This is a genomic window from Salinibacterium sp. NK8237, assembly GCF_015864955.1.
Classification (GTDB): domain Bacteria; phylum Actinomycetota; class Actinomycetes; order Actinomycetales; family Microbacteriaceae; genus Rhodoglobus.
Window position 1 is genome coordinate 144,676 of record NZ_JADYWE010000002.1, and the last position, 23,509, is coordinate 168,184.

At 62.1% G+C, this 23,509-nt stretch carries 26 protein-coding genes; 16 read left to right on the top strand and 10 right to left on the bottom strand.

What is annotated here, in order from left to right; translation table 11 throughout:
- Window positions 1-50: 50 nt before the first annotated feature.
- Entirely contained in the window at window positions 51-1,139 is a 1,089-nt protein-coding gene (ald, locus tag I6E56_RS11070) for an alanine dehydrogenase (protein WP_197138586.1), read from the top strand.
- A gap of 38 nt (window positions 1,140-1,177) precedes the next feature.
- Here ald and I6E56_RS11075 read toward each other — a convergent pair whose 3' ends face one another.
- Both I6E56_RS11075 and I6E56_RS11080 read right to left on the bottom strand, forming a co-directional pair.
- The gene (locus I6E56_RS11075; protein ID WP_197138587.1) at window positions 1,178-1,630 is read right to left on the bottom strand and encodes a hypothetical protein; all 453 of its coding nucleotides are present in this window, start codon (window positions 1,628-1,630) and stop codon (window positions 1,178-1,180) included.
- 78 nt (window positions 1,631-1,708) lie between these two features.
- A complete protein-coding gene (locus tag I6E56_RS11080) occupies window positions 1,709-2,479 on the bottom strand; it encodes a gamma-glutamyl-gamma-aminobutyrate hydrolase family protein (RefSeq protein WP_197138588.1) in 771 nt (256 codons plus the stop codon).
- Window positions 2,480-2,565: 86 nt separating this feature from the next.
- Between I6E56_RS11080 and I6E56_RS11085 the strand changes: the two genes are divergently transcribed.
- The 5 genes from I6E56_RS11085 (at window position 2,566) to I6E56_RS11105 (ending at window position 5,872) form a co-directional block, all read left to right on the top strand.
- Window positions 2,566-2,703, top strand: a complete 138-nt coding sequence (locus I6E56_RS11085; RefSeq protein ID WP_197138589.1) for a hypothetical protein — start codon at window positions 2,566-2,568, stop codon at window positions 2,701-2,703.
- 2 nt (window positions 2,704-2,705) lie between these two features.
- The gene (locus tag I6E56_RS11090; protein ID WP_197138590.1) at window positions 2,706-2,975 is read left to right on the top strand and encodes a helix-turn-helix domain-containing protein; all 270 of its coding nucleotides are present in this window, start codon (window positions 2,706-2,708) and stop codon (window positions 2,973-2,975) included.
- Window positions 2,968-4,206, top strand: a complete 1,239-nt coding sequence (locus I6E56_RS11095; RefSeq protein WP_197138591.1) for a type II toxin-antitoxin system HipA family toxin — start codon at window positions 2,968-2,970, stop codon at window positions 4,204-4,206. Before I6E56_RS11090 ends, I6E56_RS11095 begins: the two co-directional genes overlap by 8 nt.
- Before the next feature lie 131 nt (window positions 4,207-4,337).
- The gene (locus I6E56_RS11100; RefSeq protein WP_197138592.1) at window positions 4,338-4,640 is read left to right on the top strand and encodes a hypothetical protein; all 303 of its coding nucleotides are present in this window, start codon (window positions 4,338-4,340) and stop codon (window positions 4,638-4,640) included.
- A gap of 20 nt (window positions 4,641-4,660) precedes the next feature.
- Window positions 4,661-5,872: an MFS transporter gene (locus tag I6E56_RS11105; RefSeq protein WP_197138593.1), complete on the top strand. Its 1,212-nt coding sequence runs from the start codon at window positions 4,661-4,663 to the stop codon at window positions 5,870-5,872.
- A 6-nt stretch (window positions 5,873-5,878) separates the two neighbouring features.
- On the opposite strand, the gene I6E56_RS11110 is transcribed toward I6E56_RS11105, so the two are convergent.
- On the bottom strand, window positions 5,879-6,919 hold the full coding sequence (locus I6E56_RS11110; protein ID WP_197138594.1) for a zinc-binding dehydrogenase: 1,041 nt from the start codon (window positions 6,917-6,919) through the stop codon (window positions 5,879-5,881).
- Window positions 6,920-6,990: 71 nt separating this feature from the next.
- Between I6E56_RS11110 and I6E56_RS11115 the strand changes: the two genes are divergently transcribed.
- The gene (locus I6E56_RS11115) at window positions 6,991-7,569 is read left to right on the top strand and encodes a TetR/AcrR family transcriptional regulator (protein WP_197138595.1); all 579 of its coding nucleotides are present in this window, start codon (window positions 6,991-6,993) and stop codon (window positions 7,567-7,569) included.
- A gap of 16 nt (window positions 7,570-7,585) precedes the next feature.
- Here I6E56_RS11115 and I6E56_RS11120 read toward each other — a convergent pair whose 3' ends face one another.
- Window positions 7,586-8,935, bottom strand: coding sequence for a hypothetical protein (locus I6E56_RS11120; protein ID WP_197138596.1), 1,350 nt, complete (start codon window positions 8,933-8,935; stop codon window positions 7,586-7,588).
- The gene (locus tag I6E56_RS11125; protein ID WP_197138597.1) at window positions 8,932-9,324 is read right to left on the bottom strand and encodes a PadR family transcriptional regulator; all 393 of its coding nucleotides are present in this window, start codon (window positions 9,322-9,324) and stop codon (window positions 8,932-8,934) included. Before I6E56_RS11125 ends, I6E56_RS11120 begins: the two co-directional genes overlap by 4 nt.
- A 105-nt stretch (window positions 9,325-9,429) precedes the next feature.
- On the opposite strand from I6E56_RS11125, the gene I6E56_RS11130 reads away from it, so the two are divergent.
- From I6E56_RS11130 to I6E56_RS11145, 4 genes are all read left to right on the top strand, one after another.
- On the top strand, window positions 9,430-10,386 hold the full coding sequence (locus I6E56_RS11130; RefSeq protein WP_197138598.1) for a TIGR01777 family oxidoreductase: 957 nt from the start codon (window positions 9,430-9,432) through the stop codon (window positions 10,384-10,386).
- Between the two features lie 195 nt (window positions 10,387-10,581).
- Entirely contained in the window at window positions 10,582-10,920 is a 339-nt protein-coding gene (locus tag I6E56_RS11135; RefSeq protein ID WP_197138599.1) for a YciI family protein, read from the top strand.
- 26 nt (window positions 10,921-10,946) lie between these two features.
- Entirely contained in the window at window positions 10,947-12,119 is a 1,173-nt protein-coding gene (locus tag I6E56_RS11140; RefSeq protein ID WP_307842867.1) for a DUF6596 domain-containing protein, read from the top strand.
- Entirely contained in the window at window positions 12,116-13,000 is an 885-nt protein-coding gene (locus I6E56_RS11145; RefSeq protein ID WP_197138601.1) for an alpha/beta fold hydrolase, read from the top strand. The genes I6E56_RS11140 and I6E56_RS11145 overlap by 4 nt, the downstream gene beginning before the upstream one ends.
- A gap of 67 nt (window positions 13,001-13,067) precedes the next feature.
- On the opposite strand, the gene I6E56_RS11150 is transcribed toward I6E56_RS11145, so the two are convergent.
- Entirely contained in the window at window positions 13,068-13,934 is an 867-nt protein-coding gene (locus tag I6E56_RS11150; RefSeq protein ID WP_197138602.1) for a DNA/RNA non-specific endonuclease, read from the bottom strand.
- A gap of 161 nt (window positions 13,935-14,095) precedes the next feature.
- On the opposite strand from I6E56_RS11150, the gene I6E56_RS11155 reads away from it, so the two are divergent.
- Window positions 14,096-15,103: a Gfo/Idh/MocA family protein gene (locus I6E56_RS11155; RefSeq protein WP_197138603.1), complete on the top strand. Its 1,008-nt coding sequence runs from the start codon at window positions 14,096-14,098 to the stop codon at window positions 15,101-15,103.
- A 17-nt stretch (window positions 15,104-15,120) separates the two neighbouring features.
- Here I6E56_RS11155 and I6E56_RS11160 read toward each other — a convergent pair whose 3' ends face one another.
- Complete coding sequence (locus I6E56_RS11160; protein WP_197139027.1) at window positions 15,121-15,516, bottom strand: GNAT family N-acetyltransferase; 396 nt, start codon at window positions 15,514-15,516, stop codon at window positions 15,121-15,123.
- Window positions 15,517-15,555: 39 nt separating this feature from the next.
- Window positions 15,556-15,831, bottom strand: coding sequence for a hypothetical protein (locus I6E56_RS11165; RefSeq protein ID WP_197138604.1), 276 nt, complete (start codon window positions 15,829-15,831; stop codon window positions 15,556-15,558).
- Window positions 15,832-16,097: 266 nt separating this feature from the next.
- On the opposite strand from I6E56_RS11165, the gene I6E56_RS11170 reads away from it, so the two are divergent.
- Together I6E56_RS11170 and I6E56_RS11175 are read left to right on the top strand one after the other, a co-directional pair.
- A complete protein-coding gene (locus I6E56_RS11170; protein ID WP_197138605.1) occupies window positions 16,098-18,620 on the top strand; it encodes an FAD-dependent oxidoreductase in 2,523 nt (840 codons plus the stop codon).
- Window positions 18,621-18,664: 44 nt separating this feature from the next.
- The gene (locus I6E56_RS11175; RefSeq protein ID WP_307842839.1) at window positions 18,665-19,300 is read left to right on the top strand and encodes a class I SAM-dependent methyltransferase; all 636 of its coding nucleotides are present in this window, start codon (window positions 18,665-18,667) and stop codon (window positions 19,298-19,300) included.
- An 85-nt stretch (window positions 19,301-19,385) separates the two neighbouring features.
- Here the strand turns inward: I6E56_RS11175 and I6E56_RS11180 are convergent, their stop codons facing one another.
- Window positions 19,386-20,207: a hypothetical protein gene (locus tag I6E56_RS11180; RefSeq protein WP_307842840.1), complete on the bottom strand. Its 822-nt coding sequence runs from the start codon at window positions 20,205-20,207 to the stop codon at window positions 19,386-19,388.
- 37 nt (window positions 20,208-20,244) lie between these two features.
- On the opposite strand from I6E56_RS11180, the gene I6E56_RS11185 reads away from it, so the two are divergent.
- Both I6E56_RS11185 and I6E56_RS11190 read left to right on the top strand, forming a co-directional pair.
- Window positions 20,245-21,744 (top strand): amidase, encoded by a 1,500-nt coding sequence (locus I6E56_RS11185; RefSeq protein WP_197138606.1) that lies wholly within the window; start codon window positions 20,245-20,247, stop codon window positions 21,742-21,744.
- Window positions 21,745-21,861: 117 nt separating this feature from the next.
- Window positions 21,862-22,626 carry a FadR/GntR family transcriptional regulator gene (locus I6E56_RS11190; RefSeq protein WP_197138607.1) on the top strand — a complete coding sequence of 255 codons (765 nt, stop codon included), beginning with the start codon at window positions 21,862-21,864 and terminating at the stop codon, window positions 22,624-22,626.
- Here I6E56_RS11190 and I6E56_RS11195 read toward each other — a convergent pair.
- Complete coding sequence (locus I6E56_RS11195) at window positions 22,623-23,450, bottom strand: SDR family NAD(P)-dependent oxidoreductase (RefSeq protein WP_197138608.1); 828 nt, start codon at window positions 23,448-23,450, stop codon at window positions 22,623-22,625. The two genes, I6E56_RS11190 and I6E56_RS11195, sit on opposite strands and share 4 nt — an antisense overlap.
- Window positions 23,451-23,509 lie beyond the last annotated feature (59 nt).

Here is a 23,509-nt window from a genome sequence, read left to right on the forward strand (position 1 = left end):
GAATTTCTGACAGGGTTGAGCAACTCCACCCCGCTGCGAAAGGTAAGTCGATGCGCATTTCCGTGCCTGCTGAAATCAAGAACAACGAGAATCGTGTCGCCATCACGCCTGCGGGCGTTGATACCTTGGCGGCTGGCGGGCACACCGTCATCATTCAAGCCGGCGCTGGCCTCGGTAGTGGCTTCACCGATGAGCTCTACGCGGCAGCGGGCGCACAGATTGTTGCCGATGCAGCCGAGGTGTGGGCATCCGCCGATCTCGTTGTGAAGGTCAAAGAGCCGATCGCTTCGGAGTACGGCTACTTTCGTGAAGACCTCGTTCTCTTCACCTACTTGCACCTCGCGGCGGACCGCGCGCTGACCGAAGCCCTCGTGACCTCGGGGACGACTGCGGTCGCCTATGAGACCGTTCAGGGCGATGACCGTTCGCTCCCACTTCTGGCCCCGATGAGTGAGGTCGCCGGTCGACTCTCTATCGTTGCTGGCGCGCACGCTCTGCTCAAGGCTGAGGGCGGCAGTGGTCAGCTTCTTGGTGGAGTCGCCGGAACCCCCAAGGCCAAGGTTGTCGTGATTGGTGGCGGTGTTGCTGGCGAGCACGCTGCGGCTAACGCGCTCGGTTTGGGTGCAGCTGTTACGATCATCGACATCTCGCTTCCGCGCCTTCGGGTTCTCGAAGAGCGCTTCAACGGCCAGATTCAGACCCGCGTTTCGACGCGATACGAAATCGCCGAGCAACTTCTCGAAGCCGACCTCGTCATCGGTTCGGTGCTGATTCCCGGTGCAGCAGCCCCCAAGCTCGTCACCGACGAAATGGTTGCCTCCATGAAGCCCGGTTCTGTGCTCGTTGACATTGCGATCGACCAGGGCGGATGCTTCGAAGGCTCCCACGCGACGACCTACGACGATCCAACCTTCACGGTTCACAACTCGCTCTACTACTGTGTTGCCAACATGCCCGGCGCCGTTCCGCGCACCTCGACCCGCGCACTGAGCAATGCCACGCTGCCGTTCGTTGTCGCCATCGCGAACCACGGTTGGGATGCTGCCGCTGCCGCATCGCCGGCGCTTGCTCGCGGACTCAACGTCGCCAATGGCGAAATCGTCAACGAGGGCGTTCGCGCCGCAATGGCGGTTCGCTAGTCGCTGTTCGCTAGCTCCGGTTGGCTAGTTCCGTTTGGCTAGAACTTAATTGCAAGTTCTGCGTTCACGCGCGTCCAGCCGGGTTTGAGCGGTTTTGTGTAATCCGGCGGCATCAAGTGCACGCTGGCGCTGTTGATGCTGCCGAAACCGCCGACAATGCCATCTTCAGCAAATTGCTCAGCGGGGCTGCAGACTGCAAGCGAGAACGCGTCGCTATCGGCGTCATCGCGCGGCGGAGGAGCGAGCGCGATGATGCACTGCTCTCCCTCATCGGTTTGTGCCGAATAGACGAGCTTCTCACCCAGCTCTGTGACGCCCGCGCTGACGAGCACGTAGTCGGTGAAGCCTTTCTCGAAAGAGCCACCCGCCCAGTCCGGTAGTTCAGCCAGCAACTCGTTGGTGGGCGTGGGGGTGACATCGGGCGCGGCAACGCACCCGGTGAGAACGAGTGCGGCACACGCTGTCAGAGCGGTGAGGGCTAGTTTGGGCATTTGTCTAGCGTCTCAACTCGAGCATCCATTCGCAAGGATGCTTCAGTTTTGTCGGCGACGTCTGTTGCTGGGCTTGAGCTAAGCGGCTACTTCGCTTTGACGTGCATGAAACTCGCGGGCCTGCGTGGTGAGCCAACCGAAGAGCAGTTCGCGGTCGCGTTCGCGCGCCACGCTGTCTTCGGGATGCCACTGCACGGCGATCAAGGGAGAGGTCGGGTCGGTGCTTTCCACCGCTTCGACCACGCCGTCCGCCGCGCGGCCGGTGGCGGTGAGCCCGGCGCCCACGACATCCACCGCTTGGTGATGACCGGAACGAATCGTCATCGTGCCATCGCCATACAGTTCAGAAAGTTGCGAAGCGGGGTCGATCGTCACGTCGTGGTCGACCATCGCGTCGACTCCGCCGCCGCTGTGAACAACGGCGCTCGGCTCGAGGTGCTGAATCAGCGTGCCCCCGCGCGCGACGTTCACGATGTGCATCCCGCGGCAGATGGCGAGCAGCGGCAGGCGACGTTCGGTGGCCTGGTTCACGAGCTCAATGTCGACGCGATCGGTGGTGCGGTCGATGTTGTAGAGCTTCGGATGACGCTCGGTCGCCCCGTACTCGTCGGGGTCAACATCGCCACCGCCGAGCAGCACGACGCCGTCTGCCTGGCTGAGCGCAGCATCCACGTCTGCTTCAGTAAAGCCGTCGACGCTAATTACGCGCGCACCGGTGGCCTCGATCGCTGATTTCATGGATGCTTCGAGCCCATGAATCAGCGCAGTCAGCTCGGGCTTCTCGTGAGCACCACCTGCCGAAGCTTTCGACAACACGATGGTGGGAACGTACTCAGGGGTGGTGGTCATGCGCGGAATCCTCTTGCCAGCGTTCGGTCGCTGAGACCGCTGAGATCAGCCTAAGCGAGGAGGAGTTGTTTGGGCTGCAGCGCCGGATGCTACGAGCCGCCGACGGAATCACCGACGGCAATATTGCCGTCGCACCCCTTGACGGTCTTATTGCCGTCAAGCGTGTTGACGGCAATAAGACCGTCGGATACGCTGAAGGTAATAAGACCGTCAAAGGAGGCTAGTCATGGCAGCGCGAGGAGAAGTGAAGAGTGCGGAGGCGCTCGGCCGGATGCTGCAACAGGGCCGATTGGTCAGCGGTCTCTCTCAGCGCGAACTCGCCGAGCGACTTGACGCCGATCAGAAGTACATTTGGGCCTTGGAATCGGGAAAGAAGCAGATCGTGCTCGAACGCATTTTCGAGATCATGAGAGAGACGGGCATCCGGATGTACCTGGAAGTCGAGGAGCCGCACGCAGGATCAGCGGAAAACACTGGGGGTGCCAGCAATGGCTGACCTGCGCGTTGAGCTCTACGGTGAACTAGTCGGATACCTCGTCGGTAGTGACCGTCGCACTTTCGACTTCATCGCGACCCCAGAGGCCATCGCCACGTGGGGGCTGGGGAGCACGATCCTCTCAGAGTCGGTGCCGCTCGACCTGGTAGCGAACCGCAGCCGTGCAGCACGCCGCCGCAATTTCTTTGCGGAGATCCTTCCTGAGGGCCGGGCTCTCGAAAACTTGGCCGCGGAAATCAGGGTCTCTGCCGATGACGTTATTCCGCTGCTCGCCAGATTCGGAAGAGACGTAGCCGGCGCGGTGCAGATCTACGACCCGGAGGCTCCGGGGGAGCCCCGCACGCCCGCCCGTGCGGCGGTTAGCTCGGCCGAAATTGGCCGGATGCTCACCAACACCCAAGCGGCTCCGCTCGGAAATCGCCCCCAATCGGGCCGAACTTCGTTGGCTGGCGTTCAAGACAAGATTGTTCTCGCACGTAGCGAGGGACAATGGTTTCAGGCGTTGGAGGGGTATCCATCTACCCACATCATCAAGCCACCGTCATCCCGTTATCCCACCATCACATTCGACGAGGAGTATGGCTATCGAGCAGCGAAGGCCGCGGGCCTGACGTCGCTTGAGGCGCAGATCGAGGACTTCGATGGCATCCAGGGGCTCGTGATCGAGCGCTACGATCGCTCGCCGAACGCACCGCAGGGGCGCATCCACCAAGAAGATATGAACCAGGCGCTCGGCGCATCGAAGAACGAGAAGTACCAAGAATTCGGCGGCAAAGTAACACTCAAACGAATAGCGGAAGTTCTAGGTCGCGACGGCGATCGGGAGTCTGTCGAACAACTGCTGAGACTCCTCACGGTCTCACAAGCAGTGGGAAACCTCGACATGCACGGCAAGAACATCAGCATGCTCCACCTGCACGACGGAACCACGAGAATCACTCCGGCCTACGATGTGGTGCCGCAAACCCACCTCGACAGCGACGGCAAGATGGCGTTGGCGGTGAATCGAAAGTACGCGCACAGTGCGATCACTATCGACGACCTCGTCGCGGAAGCTGAGACGTGGAAAGTGCGTTCAGCGCGCGCGATCGTCACGGCAACGCTCGAAAGTGTCGAGGATTTTGTTCGCGCAGAGAACCCTGTTGCGAATGCCTACGAGGGACTCCACGATGACATTTCGCGATTTACCCGGAATCTACTTGACGGTAGGCCGACCGGCTACGTTTCCTAAAACATAGAGTCACGATGGCAGTGCGCAGCCGCGTTCTTCGCCTCGCTTGCCCATTTGGGACTGTGCTGTGCTGTGCGTGAAATGATCTAGGCTCAGTTATTCAGTTTCACTGAGCACCCAAGGAGCGCAGCATGTCGGAGCAGGATCGCGCGGCTGAATACCTCGAGGTTCGCATCGAGAAGCGCCGCGACCATCCCGTGCGTCATGCTGTCCGGTTCGCGGCCGACCTCGTCGGAAGTCTGCTGATGGGAGATACCAGTCCGAGAGGGCCAGGTGCCGATCTCGTAGTGGTGCGCCGCGACACGGGCGCAGAGGTCATTCGCACAGCTGTCGATTCCGTTGACGAGGCAGACCAGTTGCTTCGAGTGGTGCGCCGCGATCTTGAGCAGAAGACGGTCGAAGAGTTTACTGACGAGTGGCACGACGCTTCTTAGGGCGTCATGCGATTAAACGGATGCCCCAGCCTGTGACTACTCGCTACCGCGACGCGCTTTCCCTGCCTCAGGTGCTGCTCACTTTTGGTGCCGCCCTGATCGGTCGTTCTGCGTACGCGTTGGTTTTGCTTCCACTGTTTTATGCGGTGGTGGAGGCGACTGGTTCTGTTGCGCTCGCCGGCACTGCCCTTGCGCTGTACGGAGCGACGGCAAGCGTGCTCGCGCCCGTTCGTGCGTCACTAATCGATCGCTTCGGTGCTCGTCGAGTGCTTACCATTTTGGTGGTGCTTTTCAGCGCCACGCTCGGTGTGCTCGCCGCCACGTCACTGCTTGGCGGGCCGGGACTGCAGCTCGTGATTCTCGCGGCGGTCGCGGGGGTTGTTGCCCCACCGATTGGGCCGACGATGCGGGTGGCGTGGGGATCGTTGACCCCGAACCCCGAGTTGCTCAAGAAGGGCTTGAGTTTCGACGCCGTCGTGGAAGAGCTGCTCTACCTCGTAGGCCCAGCCATTGCCGGAGTGGCATTAGCGTTCATCGCTCCAGGGGTGGCGCTCATCATTCCCGCGGTGTTGGTGCTCGCAGGTGGCCTGCTCTTTGTTGCTACTCCTGCAGTCGGGGCGATGAGGTCGCGCGATGCGCACTTGGTGGCCGGCGGCCGCGAGCAGCCACAGCTCAGACCGTTGATTCTGGATGCTCGCTTCGTGGGTCTTCTCTTGCCGGCTCTCATCGCGGGAAGCGTCGCGGGATCACTCAGCGTTGCCGTGCCAGTTGCTCTAGCAACCTATGGTGGATCGGCAGCCGCGGGCATCGCGCTCGGTCTCTTCGCCGGAGGTAGCGCGCTCGGCGGGCTCCTCTATGGTGCGCTCACGGTGCCTGGCTCGCCGGCCAGGCAGCTCGTTGTTCTTTCTGTCGTGCTCCTCGCCACCACCTCGCTCGTTGCCGTCGCCACTGGTGCGGTAGCGGTCAGCCTGGTGCTCGTCGTAGCCGGACTGTTCTTCTCTCCTGTGATGATCGTCACCTATGTTGCCGCGCACGCTTCGGGCGGCGAGCACCAGCAGAACTCAGCCATGACGTGGGTGAACACCAGTCACAACGTTGGCGGTGCCGCCGGCAGTGCGCTCGCAGGAGTGCTCATTCAGGCGAGCGGTGTACCAGCCGCGATGGGCGGGATAGCGCTGGGTGCGCTGCTACTGCTTGTCGTTAGTGCGCTGCTCAGCGGTCGCAAGACTTAGAGTCAGCTACGGGTGCAGCACGATCTTGCCCACGTGCGCCCGGCGAGCGAGTACCTCTTGCGCCTGAGCTGCTTGCTCGAGCGGGAAGGTCGCGGCAACGACAGGCACGATGTCTGAGCGCCGAGCCATTCCCATGAGCAGTTCGAAGTGCTCGGGCGTGTGCATCGTGGAGCCGATGAGTTGTCGGTTGTGCAGGTAGAGGTCGCGCACGTCGAAGCTGACCGTGTGGCCTCCGAGTGCTCCAGCAACGACCCAGCGGCCGGCCTTGCGCAACAGGGGTAGTCCGTCGTGAACGAGATCTCCGGCGACAACATCGAGGGCAACATCAATCCCGTTGGGGGCGGCTGCGCGCACCTGTTCGATGATGTTGTTCGCGCGGTCAACAACAACGTGAGCACCGGCATCCAGAACCGCTTGAATCTTGGAGCCACTACTGATCGCGATCACGCGAGCACCGCGAGCCCGCGCAAGCTGCACGAGAGCGACGCCGACGCCGCCGGATGCTCCGGAGACCAGCGCGGTTTCGCCCGACTGCAGTCGGCCGCGTTCGATCATGCCGAGGGCAGTGCCGTAAGAAATGGGGAGGGCGGCGAGCTGATCGTCGCTGAGCTTCGACTCCGTCACGTCGTGGATGCGGTTGGCTGGCGCGATCACGTACTCGGCGTACCCGCCATCACGTTCGCTGCCCATGAGCCCCGTGATGTTGGCATCCGGCTCGTCGGCATCGTAGACGGCGGGGTCGATCACGACGCGCGAGCCGATGACGCTCTCGTCGACGCCGTCGCCGACTGACGCAACATAGCCAGCAACGTCAGCGCCCTGGATGAGCGGAAAGTCGAGCGGCCCACGCCATCCGGCGCGAGGGCCGGGCTTGCCGTATTCGCCTTCGCGAGTCCACAGGTCGGTGTTGTTCAGAGCGGCGGCGCTCACCTTCACGAGAACTTCGCCGGCTCCGGGCGTCGGTGTCGCTACCTCGGTCAGCTTCAGAACCTCGGGGCCGCCGTGCTGAGTAAGCTGTACGGCGCGCATGGTGGTGGGAACGTCCATGGAAGTCTCCTCGTAGGTATACTGATCGGTGAATTTGTACCACAGTACACCGATCGGTAAAGGAGTGTCGAATGTCGCAGACAAAACCGATGACGGCCGCCGGGCACCGCATCTTGGACGCCGCCGAAGACCTGTTTTATAGTCGCGGCATCACTGCGGTCGGTGTCGATCTCATCGCCGAACACTCGGGCGTGACCAAGCGCACCCTCTACAACCAGTTCGGCTCAAAAGACCAGCTCGTTGTCGCGTACCTCGAGGAGCGCGAACAGCGCTGGCAGTTGCTGGTTCGCGAAACTATCGCCGCTGCGACCGCACCGGTCGAGGCAGTGCTCGCCCCACTCGAAGCCCTGCGCACCTGGAACCAGAGCAACCCTCGCGGCTGCGCCTTCATCAACGCTCTCGCCGAACTGCCCGACCCCGCGCATCCCGCGCACCTCATCGCCACGCAGCAGAAGCAGTGGCTGCTCGACGTGTTTACCGAGCTAGCGACGGCCGCTGGATGCACGGCTCCCGCCGCGCTTGCCACCCAACTCTTGGTGCTGCACGAGGGCGCCCTCGTCACCCAGCAACTTCCGCTCGACACCCTCTCGGTGAGCCTCGAGTTGGCACGCACGCTCGTGCGGGACGCAGCGACATCGACTGAGTCCTAGTCGGCGTCGACCTGCCCTAGCCAGCGTTGGCTGGCGCGAGTTTTGGCGTCGCGCGGGCTGAACGTGGACGGCGAGCCATCGTCACGGCAAGCACGATGGCCACGACTGGTGAAATGAACGTCGCCATGATGATTCCCAGGATGCCGACTGTCGCGGCGATTGCCGCAGCGATTCCTGCAACGAGTAGCGCTCGCAACCACCATCGCGCTGGCAGCAGGGGTGTGACAAGAAGCCCACCGGCAAGCCCTGTCGCAATTCCGGCGAGTACTAACAGCATCCAACCGTTGGGGTCACCATCGCGGAGCGAATAGCTGAGCGCAACCATCACGAGCGCGGCGGTCAAGGCGGCTGCTGCCGCGGCAACCGGTGGGCCGACGCGAGCGAAGAGCGCGACCGCGCTCGCGGCAACCGTGATTGTTGCTGCCAGCGAGCCAGCGAGGATCCCGATGCGCATGGTGTCTGTCGCGTCGAGGGTGGCGATGCCCCACAGGCTGCCGGTGAGCGCGAAGGCGACGCAGCCGAGCCCGATGATCGCGGATGCCGCAGCCGCGACCGAAAGCTGCCGGCGGTTGCGTGGCGAGAGAGGTCTGCGCATCTCCGGGCGGCTCGGGTGCCTTCGCGGGGCGCGAGGAGTCGACGGGATGAGACGGCCTGCTACGAGGAGCGCCGCGGCGGAAATCAGAATTGAGCCCGCGGGTAGCAAGCACATGATGCCCACAGCGAGAGCGCCGATGGCTCCGAGCGCTACGCCCAGCGCCCACCGAACGGAATGCAGTGACAAGTGACGGAAGGCTGCCAACGTGAGGGGCAGGAGCGCGAGGATTCCGAAGAGCCACGCGAGGCATGCGAACAGTAAGGTGGCGCTGCCGAACCATGACATGCCTGTGCCGGCATCCGCTTCGTCGAAACCCACGCTCCAGGATGCGGCCATGAGCGCGCCGAAGGTCCAGGCGGGAACGGCGGCGGTTGCCGCACACAGAGCATGCTCGGCCGGGATGAGGCTGGTACGCAGCAGCAGGGCGCCGGCGGCGAGTGAGGCGACAAGAGCGCCACTGTACTGGGCGCCTAACGTGAGCGCGAGCAACCAAGGTGATGAATTGAAACCGCCGGCCCACAATGCCACCATGGGGACCGCGCTGAGGGCGAGGGCGAGTCCGGCGATCACTGCGATGGTGGCGGGAGTCGCGCGTTCAACGAGACCGTGAGCGCGGATCGACCACGCTTCGCTGATCGATGGCAAGGCGCGTTCGTGGGCATCCGCCGCCTGCTCGAGAGTGTCGAGCATCAGTTGGCCATTGGCGCGCTGCCACGCTGTGGGGTACCACCGCAGTAGTCGTTCGTAGCGGCTGCGGCGACGCGAACTCACGCCGGAACCGCCGTACTCGCGATCGGCGAGAACGCCGCCCCTGGTGTGGAGGCGGGGCGCGCTGCTGTGGGGCGCGCGGGGGTGGCTTGTGCTGAGATCCGCGCTTGGGCAACGGCCGCGCGTTGAGCGAGGCGCTTGGCTTCAGCCTCCAGCTGGGCTCGACCATCGTCCGTGATTTCGTAGTAGCGGCGGGCGCGGCCCTCGACGATCTCGTCGCCGGTAACTCGAACGTGAGACTGGCGTTCGAGTCGTTCAAGCGAGGCATAGAGGGTCGTCACTCGCAGCTTCATCGCGCCGTTGCTGAGCTCGGCCACTTCGTTCAGGATGGCGTAGCCGTGGCGTGCTCCAGCGGAGAGGGCGGTGAGAATCCAAAACGAAGTTTCAGTCATATTGGCAATATACCCACTGTGGGAATGTCGGTCAAGAGTCGCGACGGTTGCGCCGCACCATCTCGATAGACTCGTCTGAGAAAACTTCAGTGTGATGGGGGCGTCATGGCAGCGGAACCGGTAGCGGCACAATCAGCAGCACCCCCACCGGCAGTACAGTCCATCGCGGTAATCGCCGGGGCCAGCGGTTTCGTCGGGCCAGCAATCGCCAAGGCCTTTCGCGAAGACGGCTACGACGTGCGGTTTATCGGCCGCAGCGCCGCCGTCACGTGGGACGACCCCGCCGCTATCGCCCGGCTCATCGACGGCTCGGCGATCGTCGTGAACCTCGCCGGCAAATCCGTGAACTGCCGCTACACGGACGCGAACCGCAACGAGATTCTGCGCTCGCGAGTGGAAACAACTCGGGTATTGCGCGAGGTGATCGCTGCGGCATCCACCCCGCCCGCCATCTGGATCAACGCCTCAACCGCCACGATTTACCGCCACTCAACCGACCGCCCCAATAGCGACGACAACGGCGAACTCGGCAAGGGTTTCTCGGTGGATGTTGCCCGCAACTGGGAGAACGAACTCTTCGAGGGCGACCTGCCGCACACGCGCCGCGTTGCCCTCCGTATGGCGATCGTGCTGGGTGATGGCCCGGCCACCAACCTGCTGCTGCGGCTTGCACGCATCGGCCCGACACCAACCGGCAGCGGTCGCGCCGAAGGCCACAAGACCGGCGGGCGCCAGAAGTTCAGCTGGATTCACCTCGACGATGTGGTGGAGGCGATCCGCTTTCTGCGCGACACCGACACCATCTCGGGGCCCGTTAATCTCGCGAGCCCGAACCCCTCGGATAACCGCACGCTCATGAGCATCCTGCGTCGCGCGGCCGGAATGCCATTCGGACTACCTTCTTGGCGATGGATGCTCGAACCCGCCATGGGGGTGCTCAGAACCGAACCCGAACTCATCCTCAAAAGCCGCTGGGTCATCCCCGGCACGCTCACCGAGGCGGGCTTCACGTTCGAGCATCCTGACCTCGAGGCTGCCATTGGCAAGATCACCGCTCGGTAGGTTGCGCGTTGTTCGTCGGTGAGGGGCTGGGGTGCGACGGATAACTTGTAGCGGCTCCGCGGCCTCATAGAACGAAGCCGACACTTTCTTCATCGGAATACGGCGTTCCTCTTCTACATTGGGGTGAATTGTCGGATTCTGATGGTGGCCATTCGTTGATCTATTAAACGGTTGTCTACTGATTAGGGAGTTGTGATGAAGTTCATGATGTTTGTCTGCACGGATTCCGAGCCAGATACCGCCACGGGAGATGGCGAAACACCTATCGACGAATGGGCCGCGAAGAATGATGCTGCCGGTGTTCGGCTGACGGGAGACCGCCTTCGGCCGCCTCAGGACGCAACCGTCGTTCGCAAGCGTGGAGGCAAAGTCTTGGTGACCGACGGGCCCTTCGCGGAAACTCATGAGTGGATCGCGGGTTTCGATGTTCTCGAATGTGCTGATCTTGATGAGGCGATTGCGGTTGCGGCCGATCACGAAATGGCCCGCCACGGACGAATTGAGCTTCGACCATTTTGGCCTCTAGGCGAGTGAACGGCCCAGCCGTTGCGCTAGCCGAAGTGATAGCGAACGAGCGATTACGGATTATTGCGTCCTTGATGCGCACCACTCGTGACTTCGACCTAGCGGAGGATACCCTCGCGGACGCTGCGGAGCGAGCATTGCACAAGTGGCCAGACGATGGAGTCCCGGCCAATCCGGGCGCTTGGTTGACCACGGTCGCTACCCGGCGCGCGGTCGACCTGCTTCGTCGAAGCTCGTTAGAGCGCCGCAAAATTGCCGAAGTTCACGCCGATAACTCGGCGAGCGACGCGGATTCGCTGGACGACGACAGATTGCGCTTGATCTTCGTTTGCTGCCACCCCGCGCTCGCCTTGGAATCAAGAGTCGCTCTTACCCTCAAAGTTGTTGCAGGTCTGCCGACCGAGGCTATCGCCCGCGCGTTTCTCGTAAGTGAGCCCACGATGTCTCAGCGCCTTCTTCGCGCCAAGCAAAAGATCGCCAACGCTGGCATCCCGTATCGAGAACCCGGCCCCGAGAATTTAGCCGATCGTCTCGACGCGGTGTTGAGCGTCGTGTACCTGATCTTCACCGATGGCTATGGCTCTCACGCGTCAATGCTCGCGGAGGAGGCGCTGCGTTTGGCGAGGTTGCTCGCAGAACTGATGCCGAGATCAGACGAGGTCCGTTGCCTTGTGGCATTGCTCCTCCTTCAGCATTCGCGACGCTTCTCGCGTCTTGTCAACGGAGAACCAGTGACGCTCGAACTGCAAGATCGATCGCGATGGGATGCTGACATGGTGACGGAGGCGTGCAAGCTCCTTTTACAACGGCCAGAGCACGCTCGCGGTCCATACCGGCTCCAGGCAGAACTCGCTGCAGCACATGCCACCGCTTCGACTGCGGACGCGACCGACTGGTCGACTATCGTTGCGCTCTACGACGAGCTGTTGGGGATTAGCGCGTCGCCAATAGTGCAGCTCAATCGGGCAGTCGCCGTGGGCCTCTGCAATGGACCGACGGCGGGTCTCGCAGCGTTAGAGGACATCGCGAGTCACCCTCGGCTGGTCGGCCAACACTTAATCCCGGCGGTACGCGGCGATTTACTTGCGCGCGCTGGACTGGTTAACGAGGCCGTTGTGGCATTGAGAGAAGCTGCCAGCCTGGCGAAGACCGATCACGAACGGCGTGCGCTGTCGCGCCGCGCGCGTGAGCTAGAGGCGAACCGATGACGGTACACAGCGTTTCGCCACACAGTCGGATCCGCGAGTTCGACCTTTCCCTCCGCGACGGTGGCACGCTGCATGTCTACGACGCTGGAGGTCGCGACAGCACTGCGCTGCCCCTGCTCTGGCATCACGGTACGCCCAACACCGGTCATCCGCCGATCCCGCTGCTCGCTGCAGCTGAGACGCTTGGTCTGCGTTGGATCGGCTATGACCGGCCGGGCTATGGCGGCTCAACGCCTGCACCTGATCGACGCGTTTCTTGTGCCGCGGTGTACGCCGAGGCTATTACGGACGAACTCGAAATCGACCATTTTGCGGTGATGGGGCATTCCGGTGGTGGGCCACACGCGTTGGCTGCGGCCGCGTTGCTACCCGATCGAGTTGTCGCGGCAGTCGCTGTTGCGAGCTTGGCACCATTCGGCCCCGCTGGGCTCGAGCCCGAAGCGTATATGAGCGAGATGGCCGCCTCGGGAGTCGCGGCTCTTAGCGCGGCTGTCATGGGCCGCAATGTCAAAGAGGCCTACGAAAACGAATACGGAGCTGACTACGACCCCGAGTTTTCCCCCGGAGACATTGCGATGTTCGATGGTGAATGGTCTTGGTTCATCGATGTCGTTCAGGCGGGGGCTGCCTCAGGCCCCGCCCCTGCGATCGACGACGACCTCGCCTACGTTCGGGACTGGGGTTTCGACCCCGCTTCGATCCAGACTCCCACGCTGCTCCTTCATGGCCGTGTCGACAGGGTCGTGCCAGCTGCGCACTCCCAACGACTGGCGGAGGTCATCCCGAACGTCGAACTGAGGTTGGACCCGGGAGCTGGCCATATTTCGGTGATCGCGGGTTCACAGGATGCTCTTGCCTGGGTCGCGAGGTATAAAGAATGAGGGTGCGATCGCCGGGAATGTCGCCAGCCGACCATCGCGCCTCGAGCGAATGGGGCGGACTAGCAGACTAAAGGCGAACCGCGACTGTATTGAGCAATTCGACCCATCGTTCGTGCAGCCCTGCGTCCGGAGCCGCTGTGTCGGCAGGAGCAAGAGCATCCGCGTCGGAAAGCACACGGAGATCGAGTCTCGTGAGATCAGCAATATCCACTATGGGCACTTGGAAGGTGCGAAACGGCCCCAGCGGCGGGGGCGCACCATCGGCGTTGGCGCGGGCACGAGCCTCTTCGAGATCAACATCGTCGAGTTGTGGGCGCTGGTCAAGTACGAACCCGGCGGCGCGAAGTTCGACGGCACCATCGACCGTTGTTGCCCACGCGGCGATCTTCCAGAACAGTTGCGGGATGCCCACACCCCGGTACACCGGATCGTCGTCGCCGAGCACGGGCGCCGTAAACACACTGATGCGGTTTCGGTTCGTGCGCGCGTACTCCAACACATGATCTTCGAGCCCGAGCCACAACTCTTTCGATTGGTTGAATCCCGCAGCTTGAGGTGCGGCATTCGTGAACGCAAAGGTGTCGTAGTTGGCTTGGCTTGCGGTCGCCCCGTCGCCCCAGACCGGGTCGCGCCTGCGCACAAGATGCCCCCGGTCGAGGTCATTGCGGGCGTACACGGCTTCGCCGGTTTGCTCCTGCTCCGGGATGCGCGAATCCAGATGCCAGTCGTTGCCGCGACCCACATCAACGAGTTGATCGCCATCGATATTCACACCGGTCGCGCTCGCGAGACCCCTCACCGGATCCAGATTTACCGAGAAATGCGTATACGGCAACTCACGGATTGGTGTCCGCGCGGCAGGGGAAGGAAACGGCACGGCAACACCTAAGAAATCAGCGTCGTACCCGTCAGAACTGAGCGATGTGGCATCCATGGAGGTAGTGAAACACTTGCTCCTGACATTGAGCCGGACAATTCCAGATGCACGCCCAGCCAGCGCAAACCCGCACACCACAGCTCCTAACGCGGCCGCGCCACTGCGAGAGTGGGAGACAATGGGACAGTGCTGCTCGGGCACAGAGGATGTGAGGAACTATGCCGACCGTTGCGCAGCCCCGAATCGGATTTGTCGGCGCAGGCCTCCACTCCTCGCTCAACTTGTATCCCGCGTTTGCCGCGACGGGTGTTCCGCTGGTTGGCGTTGCGGAGCGCAATCCTGCTCGCGTTGCTGAGGCTGAAGCCCGTGGCATCCACCCCATCTTCCCGAACCACCTCGCACTCATCGAAGCCTCGAACCTCGATGGCATTGTGGTGTCGCTTGCGCCTCACCTGCAGGCTGACGTCGTTGCCGACTGTGTTCGCGCGGGAGTCGCCGTGTTTGTCGAGAAGCCGCTCGGGTCGACCGCGGCCGAAGCTGACGAGATTGCCGAAATCGCAGCGGATGCCGGTGTGCCCGTGATGCTCGGATTCATGAAGCGATTTGCCCCGGTCTATACCCAGCTCAAGTCCCTCATCGGCGAGGGGACAGAGCAGGGCCCCGTCGTTTCCTATGCGTGCGAGTTTGGCTTCGCGGCGTGGAAACCCGATTTCACCCCGGTCGAATTCATCACTCAAGCTGCCATTCATCTCATCGATCTTGTGCGCGATGTCTTCGGCGACGTTGTGGACGTTTCCGCGGTGCAGAACGCGTCGGGCGACGCGCTGTCGATCATTGTTCTCGTCCGCCACGAAAGCGGAGTAGTCGGATCGTTGAACTTCGTGTCAGCGAAAGCGTGGTCGCGCGAAACAGAAGAATTCAGCGTGACGTGCACTAACGGCGTCGTGCGGGTCTCCGACCTGAGCCGCATCCAGGTGCTCACGGGCGAAGTTGCCGGTACCACCGCCGGGCCAGGCGAAACCCTTGCCGAGCGGTCCGTCACCTTCGACGTGTCGAACTCTCCCGGCTCCGGGAGCCTCAAAGATCTCTATCTGCGCGGCTACGTCGGCGAGATGAAACACTTCGTCGGAGTGCTGCAGGGCACCGAAGAACTCAGCCCGTCGGCAGCGGATAACGTGCGCACGATGGCACTCTGCGACACAATCCTTGCCGCCATCTCCGACTGAGAGACGACCACTGCAGGTCAGTCGTTCAGGGGCACGACATCCCACTGCCCAAAGAGGGTGAAACCTGCGGCGAGGGCAACAGCGACAGAGCCAGCGTTGTCGGGCTGGCAGCGGTACTGCGGTTCGTAGCCGTCGGCAAGAGCGCGTGCACTGATGGCGCGAACGGTGCGGGTGGCGAGCCCGCGACCTCGGTAATTCGGCAGGGTGATGATGCCGAGATCGGCAAGCTGCGAGCCGCGCCACGGGTACATGCTGGACGCCGCAACGAGTTGATCATCGGCAAAGGTTCCGTAGACGAGCCAGTGATCGAGTTCCACGAATGCTTCGTCGAGTTCTCGTTCGGGAATGGCTGCGGTGAACTTCTCGAACTCGGCAGCATCCGCTTCAGTTAGTTGGCGCGTTGTCTCAGGAATCGCTTCGGCGCGAAGGGTGTCTTGAGCGTGCCGCGGGAGTTAGAAGAGTTGATCGGCACCGTTGAGGGCAACCCCGGCGGCATCGAGTTCGGAGCGCAATTGCTCGGCGCTAATACGTTGTCCATCGGTGAAATCAAGACGCTCGGCGAACGACGTCACGAGGCTGACGATGCTGGGTCCGGCGGCGACATCCAGCAGCGTGACGCCGGTGTTCGTGGGCAGCGATTCGGCGACCCGCACTACATACAGCGCGTCGAAGGCGGGCTCGCGTTCGTACGTTGGCAACCAGTAGTCAAAGACGATCGGTGAATACATTCGAACCCTCTCGGATGCCGCGGCGGTGCTGCAGGGCTCCGGAGCGCTGGCACAGTGGCAGGTTCGCAGACTAGCAAACAGGCCTATGGATGCTGCCGCCGAGCTGTGGAAAACAAGTCAGGAGATACGCCCCAATGGTGCATCGCGACAAGCCCCAAGTACTCCCACACGACGCGCTGCACAGGAGTAGCGTGAGATATATAGCGGTGCATTGATGGACTGTGAAAGGCATAGCCCAGAGGTCGCCGCAGAAGGCATGGCATCCCATGAAGTTGGTCGTTGTTGGAGGAGTTGCTGGAGGCGCGTCGGTTGCAGCCCGCGCGCGCAGGCTAGACGAAAGTGCAGAAATTGTCGTGCTGGAGCGCGGCCATCACGTGTCATTCGCGAACTGTGGATTGCCGTACCACATTGGTGAAGTCATCACCGAGAGAGACAGACTGCTTCTGCAGACGCCCGAGAGCCTGCGCGAGTCTCTCAACATCGAAGTGCGTATCGCGCACGAGGTCACTGCGATTGACCGCCAGGCCAAGACAGTCTCGGTGCGCGAGGTCGACACCGGGCGTGAGTATGTCGAAAGCTACGACAACCTCGCCCTATGCACGGGGGCGGAAGCCATCCGCCCACCGCTGCCGGGTATCGACCTTCCCGAGGTGCATGTCCTGCGTCGCATCGGTGACATGGATGCCATCAAAGCCGAACTCGATGCTGACTTGGAGAAGGCGGCCAGTGGCGCTCGCGGGCCCGTGCGTTGCGTCGTGATCGGTGCGGGCTACATCGGCCTTGAGATGGCCGAAAACCTGACGCACCGTGGTGCGCTCGTGGATGTCGTGGAACTGAGCGACCAGATTCTTCCGCCTCTCGACCACGAGATGTCGGTTCCGGTTGAACACCACCTCCGCAGCCGGGGAATCACTCTTCACCTCTCGACGGGGGCTGCCGCCTTCGCGCCGCGCACCGGCGGAGGGGTGACGGTGGAGCTCACCAACTCGACGACTCTCGAAGCGGATGTCGTCATTCTCTCGGTCGGAGTCCGCCCGAGTGTTGGCCTTGCAAAGGATGCCGGTCTCGACCTGGGTGAGCACGGCGGTCTCGCCGTCGACACCCACATGCGCACCTCTGACCCAAACATCTGGGCTGCCGGCGACTCGGTCGAAACCCCGAACACGGTGCTGCCGGGTTCCTGGCTTGCACCGCTTGCCGGGCCCGCTAACCGCGAAGCGCGCGTTGCTGCCGAAAACATCTGCGGGCGTGACACCGAGTACAAGTCCACTCAGGGCACCTCGATTGTGAAGATCTTCGAGATGGTCGCGGGCGGAACCGGCGCGACGGAACGCCAGTTGCTGGCAGCGGGGGTCACCTATCGGGCCGTGCACGTGCATCCATCCGGCCACGCTGGTTACTACCCGGGCACCGCGATGATGCACATCAAGCTGCTCTTCACGCCGGACTCTGGAAAGGTGCTCGGCGCTCAGGTCACCGGTTTTGATGGCGTCGATAAGCGCCTCGATGTTTTCGCCACTGCGCTTCGTGCCGGCCTCACTGTCTGGGATATTGAAGAACTCGAGCTCGCCTACGCCCCGCCGTTTGGTTCGGCTAAGGACCCGGTGAACATGGCCGGCTTCGTCGCCAGCAACGTACTGCTCGGCGATCTGAACCTCTGGTACGCGCAGGACTACCCGCACGCCACTGACGGTGCGCGCATTATTGACGTGCGCACGCCAGAAGAGTTCTCCATCTTCCACCTGCCCGGCGCCGAGAACGTGCCGCTCGCGACCCTCCGCACCGACACCGGCGACTGGGATCGGTCAGTAGGCCTGCGCCTCTACTGTTCCGTCGGTTTCCGCAGTTACCTTGCTTACCGCATCCTTGTGCAGCTGGGATTTACGGATGTCGCCACGCTGTCGGGCGGATCCGAAACGTTCCGAGCGTGGCATGAGGTCGAGCCCGACACCTACGGACCGATCGAGCCAGAAACCTCGTACGCTGAAGCAGCCGAAGCGCTCAACTCGGCTCGTGTCGCGGCGCACGTCGCCAACGGCACAGGGGTTTCGGTGAACCTGGACTGTACGGGCCTCGCGTGCCCAGGGCCGATCATGAAGCTTGCGACCGAAATGAAGGGGCTCAACCTCGGCGACGAGATCGTCGTTCATGTGTCTGACCCCGGCTTCGCGAGCGATGCCCCCGCGTGGGTGCGCCGCAACGGTCACGAACTGTTGGCCATCGAACCGGAGGGGCCCGGCTACGTGGCCACCATCCGCAAGGCTGGTCCCGAGGCGCTCTTGCTCGCCGGTGGGGGAGGAGTAGTTGCCGCCCCTGCGAAACCCAAGGTGTCATTTGTGGTGTTCTCGGGCGACCTCGACAAGGTGATCGCCGCGTTCATCATCGCCAACGGTGCTGTCTCGATGGGCGAAGAGGTGTCGATGTTCTTCACCTTCTGGGGCCTCAACGCGCTTCGCCAGCAAAAGCCACCGAAGCGTCAGCGTAAGGCGATGGACAAACTCTTCGCCGGCATGATGCCCGCTGGTGCCGACAAGCTCACGCTCTCGCAGATGCACATGATGGGCGCGGGCACCGCGATGATCAAGAAGACCATGAAGAAGAACGGCGTGCACTCGCTACCCGAACTCATGGAATCGGCAATGGCGGGCGGCGCTCGCATCATCGGTTGCACCATGACGATGGATCTGCTCGGCATCGCCGAATCTGACCTCATCGAGGATGTTGAGCTCGGCGGGGTCGCTACGTTCTTGGGCGAGGCCGCTGAATCTACGACGACGCTGTTCATCTAACACCGTGCTGACTGTCCACACGCCCTCACTCGCGGGTCGCCCCCGTGGGTGAGGGCGGCTGGCGCGAACGGTTCTTTCGTCAGGGATTCATCAAGCTGTCTCCAACGATGGATGCCCGGGGTGGCGACACCCACCGTGCTGAACTGTTTCGCGCCGTCTCCGGCACGGTGGTCGAGGTCGGTGCGGGAACCGGCACCACTTTTCAGCACTACGGTTCGGCGGTGGATTCTGTTCACGCCGTCGAGCCGGATGCCGAACTGCGGTCAATCGCCGAGGCTGCGGCACTGAAGGCTGGTGTCCCCATCACCGTCAGCGACGGCACCGCAGAAGAGTTACCCCTCGCTTCCAACAGCTGCGATTGGGTCGTGTGCAGCCTTGTGCTGTGCACGGTCCCCGATCAGCGGGCCGCGCTCGCAGAATTCACGCGCGTGCTCAAACCGGGCGGGCACCTCGCGTTTTACGAGCACGTGCGTTCGAGCAATCCTTTCGTCGCGGTGATTGAGGATGCCCTTACTCCTGCCTGGGCTGCAATAGCAGGCGGATGCCGCCCCAACCGCGACACCCTTGCCGCGATTGAGACCGCCGGTTTCGAAGTCGATGCCGTCGACCGGTTCGGTTTCTCCCCGCATCCGATGTCGCCTCCCGTTGCCCATATCTCGGGCACAGCGCACTTGTCGTAGAGCTAGGCGACGATCATTCGCTGCTAATGCATCAGTGGCAAATTCGAAGTCATCCCTCCAATAATCGCCGCTTTGGTGCCCGGGCTTAGTCGACGATCTCGGTTTGAGTGGCTATATAAGCACGCTCGTCGTCGTTGAGGTGCTGCGGTGCCGCCGGGACAGTGCTTCCCGCAAGCGTGCCAATCTCTTCGAGTACTGTCGCGCTGATCTCGCCGTGAAGATCCTCTTGAAGCGCATGCTTCGCTGAGATGCTCAATTCAGGCCACCAGCGCTCGATGGGGGGAAGGTTCGATTCTGAATTCATGGAGTTCCTCTCGCTATCGGTTGACCCATTCTGCACTAAACGGATGCTGTTGCTCAGGGCGCCCTTAAGCCAGCGTTCGACTTGACGGGTGGAACGCAGCCGCACGATCACTAGCTCGGGATGCTTCTGCACGAGAGCGGGAATCTCGGTGTGATACTTTTTGCGGGTTGAGATTGCCCATTTCACGACGTGCTCGCGGTCGGTGAAGAAGGTTCGCAATGGCGCTTCGATGTTGCCGTTCCACAATTGCTCCCGGCGTATCGCGCGACGCAGGGTGCGGCGGATCACTCGTGGGAGTGTGACGCGCAAAAACGGTAGGTCGAGCCAGACCAGCAGGTCGGCGTGTTCGGCCAGTAGCGGCCGAGCGGAATCGTATTGCCATTCGGTGACCCACGCGTCGGTCGCGACGAGAGCTCGTACGTCGTCGAGAAATTCTGGGCGCGGGGTCCACTGCGGGCCGTGGAACAGGGCATCAATTTCGGTGTGCGGAATCGCGATGATGTCGCTAATCCTCAAAGCGAGAGTCGTCTTTCCTGCGCCAGAGACACCGGCCACGAGAACACGGCGTGGGCGCTGAGGCAGGGCATCTTCGCACGACAACATGAGGCAACTTTAGGCGTGCCTGTGGAAAGATTCATTCATGACTGAACGCTCGCCTTCGACGATCCCTGACCTCTCGGCGGCGGAGATGGCGAGACTCATTCGCACGGGCGAGCTTTCGGCCCGCGAAGCAGTGCAGTCGCACTTCGATCAGATCGACCTGATTAACCCTGCGATCAACGCAATCATTATGCAGGACCGCGAGGGTGCTTTCGAGGCCGCTGCGCGTGCAGACGAGATGACTGCATCGGGCGGAGAGTTGCCCCCGCTGCATGGTGTGCCCATGACTCACAAGGACACGAACAACACGAAGGGCATGCGCACTACTCAGGGCTCGGTGGTGTTGAAAGACTTTGTTCCTGACGAGGATGATGTCGTTATCGCGCGGTTCAGGGAGGCCGGGGTTATCAGCACCGGAAAGTCGAACGTTCCCGAGTTTGCGGCGGGCGCGCACACGTTCAATGACCTTTTTGGCATCACCACGAACCCGTTCGATCCGTCGCTGAGTGCGGGCGGCAGTAGCGGGGGAGTCGCTGCGGCGCTCGCGGCCCGCATCCAGAATCTCGGAGACGGTTCAGACATCGGGGGTTCGTTGCGCATCCCGGCGTCGTTCTGCAACGTGGTGGGGCTTCGTCCGTCACGCGGGCGTATTCCGATGGTTGGCCGCAACTCGTGGGCCTGGCTTGGTCGCACCGGGCCGATGGCGCGTGAGGTCTCCGATATTGCGTTGGCGATGTCGGTGCTCGCCGGTCCCGACTCCCGTTCTCCGCTCTCGATTTCGGAGGGAGGCGAGCAGTTCACTCAGCCTTTGGAGCGGGACATTCGCGGGTTGCGAATCGGCTGGTCGAAAGACTTCGGGCTCGGTATTCCTGTCGCCCCTGAGGTTATCGCCGTACTGGAACGGGCCATGGCCGTATTCGAAGAACTCGGCGCGATTGTCGAAGAGGCTGCGCCCGATCTGAGCGATGCGGATGAGGTTTTCAGCACAACACGGGCGTTCGATTTCTCGATGCTGCTGAGCGACTTCGTGACGCAACACCGAGACTTTGTGAAGCCCGAACTGCAGCAGAATGTCGAACTGGGTGAGGCGCTCACCGCTGCCGATCTCACCTCGGCCGCCTTGGCCCGCACCCGTCTGGAACGCGCGATGGCGACGTTTCATGAGCGGTTCGATGTCTTCGCTTCACCTGTGGCGCAGCTCCTGCCGTTCGATGCGACGCAGCGGTTCCCCACTTCGATCAATGATGTTCGTTTCGACAACTATCTGGGGTGGCTCAGGTCTGTCACGATGATCTCCGCTGCCGACGTTCCTGCCATTTCTGTTCCGGCAGGCTTCAGTGAGGCTGGTCTTCCGGTTGGGCTGCAACTCTCTATGCCGCACGGTAAAGATTTCGATCTTCTGCAGGTTGCATTCGCCTTCGAACAGTCGACTCACTTCGCCCTCACGAAGCCGACGATGCTCACCTCGCCAGAGCGTCGGGACGAAGGGAAACGATTCCAAGAATCGGCGACCGTGCGCGGATTCTTCGACGAGGAATGACTGAGCGATCGGGACATGAGAACCCCTCCGCGATGCGGAGTATCGGCGTATGATCGCAGGAGGCTAGTCTTTTCTGGCCTAGTAGCGGTCCAGTGTTGGGCAGGGAGGAAGAACCGTATGAGTGGTCAGTCTGCCGACATCGAGCCGTCAGATTTCTCACAACACCGGTTCTTGACCAATCTTCTCGAAGATAAAGCGCTCGGCGAACTCGTTACGCTGCTTCTCGCTAAAGAGCCTGGCCAGCAGATCCCGAGTGAACGCGAACTCGCAGAAACTCTGAGCATCAGTCGAACGGCGTTGCGTGACCGCATCAGCCGCCTAGTGTCGCTCGGCATCCTTCAGCGCCGCGAACGCGAAGGTACCTTTCTCACCGGCATCCAGCCCGACAGCATCAGCGACACCCTGATTCTTAGCCTGATGTCGTCTCAGCTCACGATCGACTCTCTGATCTCCGTGCGCTACGCGTTGGAACGTCACGCTGCCATGGCGGCGTGCGATACCCGCGATGAGCAAGCGCTCGACGATCTGGCAAAAGCCGTGCAGCGCATGCGCGACTCCGACGACGGGCGCGAGCTTTTCGAGGCAGACAACGCTTTTCACCACGCGCTCTTCCGTGCCTCTGGTCAGTCGGGGCTGATCTTCTTCTCCCAGATGTTGCACTCAGTCTTGCGCGGTACCGTGCGCTACATCGCTCTTGAACACGACCGTGAGACGCTCCGCAAAGTTCACGGAGACGTGCTGGATGCCGTGCTCCGACAAGACCGTGACGCCGCCGGCGCCGCAGTTGATGAGCACTTCGCCTGGCTAGAAACCCTGAGGGCTAACGACACCAGTGGCCCCTCCGACAGCTGGTTGCCGAAAGCGATCGATTCGCGGGATTAGACGGCGGCGGCCGACTGCTGGGTGAGGCCACCATCCACGGGCAGGCACACGCCGTTCACGTACTTTGCCTCATCGGAGGCGAGGAAGAGTGACGCATAGGCGACGTCGAAGCAGTCCCCCATTTTTCCCGTGGGGGAGAGCTCGTTTCGAGCAGCAACCATCTCTTCGACGGAATCGTAGTTTCCGCTGATCTGGCGATACATCAATGGCGACTCAATGTAGCCGGGGGCAACGCAATTCGCGCGGATGCCCTGGCGCGCGTACTGCAGCGCGATGTTGGTCGTGAACTGGATCATTCCGCCCTTCGTGGCGGAGTAGCTCGGGTAGTTGTACCCGATGTAGCGCATGCCACCAATGGAGGAGACGTTCACGATCGATCCGGAGCCCTGCTCCAGCATGTGGGGGAGCACGAACTTGCAGGTGAGGAAGGCGCTGGTGAGGTTGATCCGCATCACGAATTCCCACTCATCGAGACTCATCTCGATGGGACCTCCCATGCGGGCGATTCCGACGTTGTTGTGCAGGATGTCGATGCGACCGTAGCGGGCGATCACCTGGTCGACGACGCCAGACACTGACTCTTCTGAGGTGACATCACCCACGAGGCCGGTTCCCTCGAACGGGATTCCGAGAGTGTCGCACTCGGCCGTGAGGCGAGCAACACCACTCTTCACGGCTTCTTCGTTCACATCGACGATCACCACGTGAGCCCCCGCTTGCGCGTACACAATGCTCGTCGCGAGGCCATTGTTGATCTCGCCTCCAGCTGATCCTCCACCGAAAACGAGGGCTACTTTGTTGCTGAGTCGTTGCATGTCATTCATACTTTCTTGCTTGTGCAGGTGGGGGCATCCGTGTGAATGCCCCCACCCAATTCGTTGAT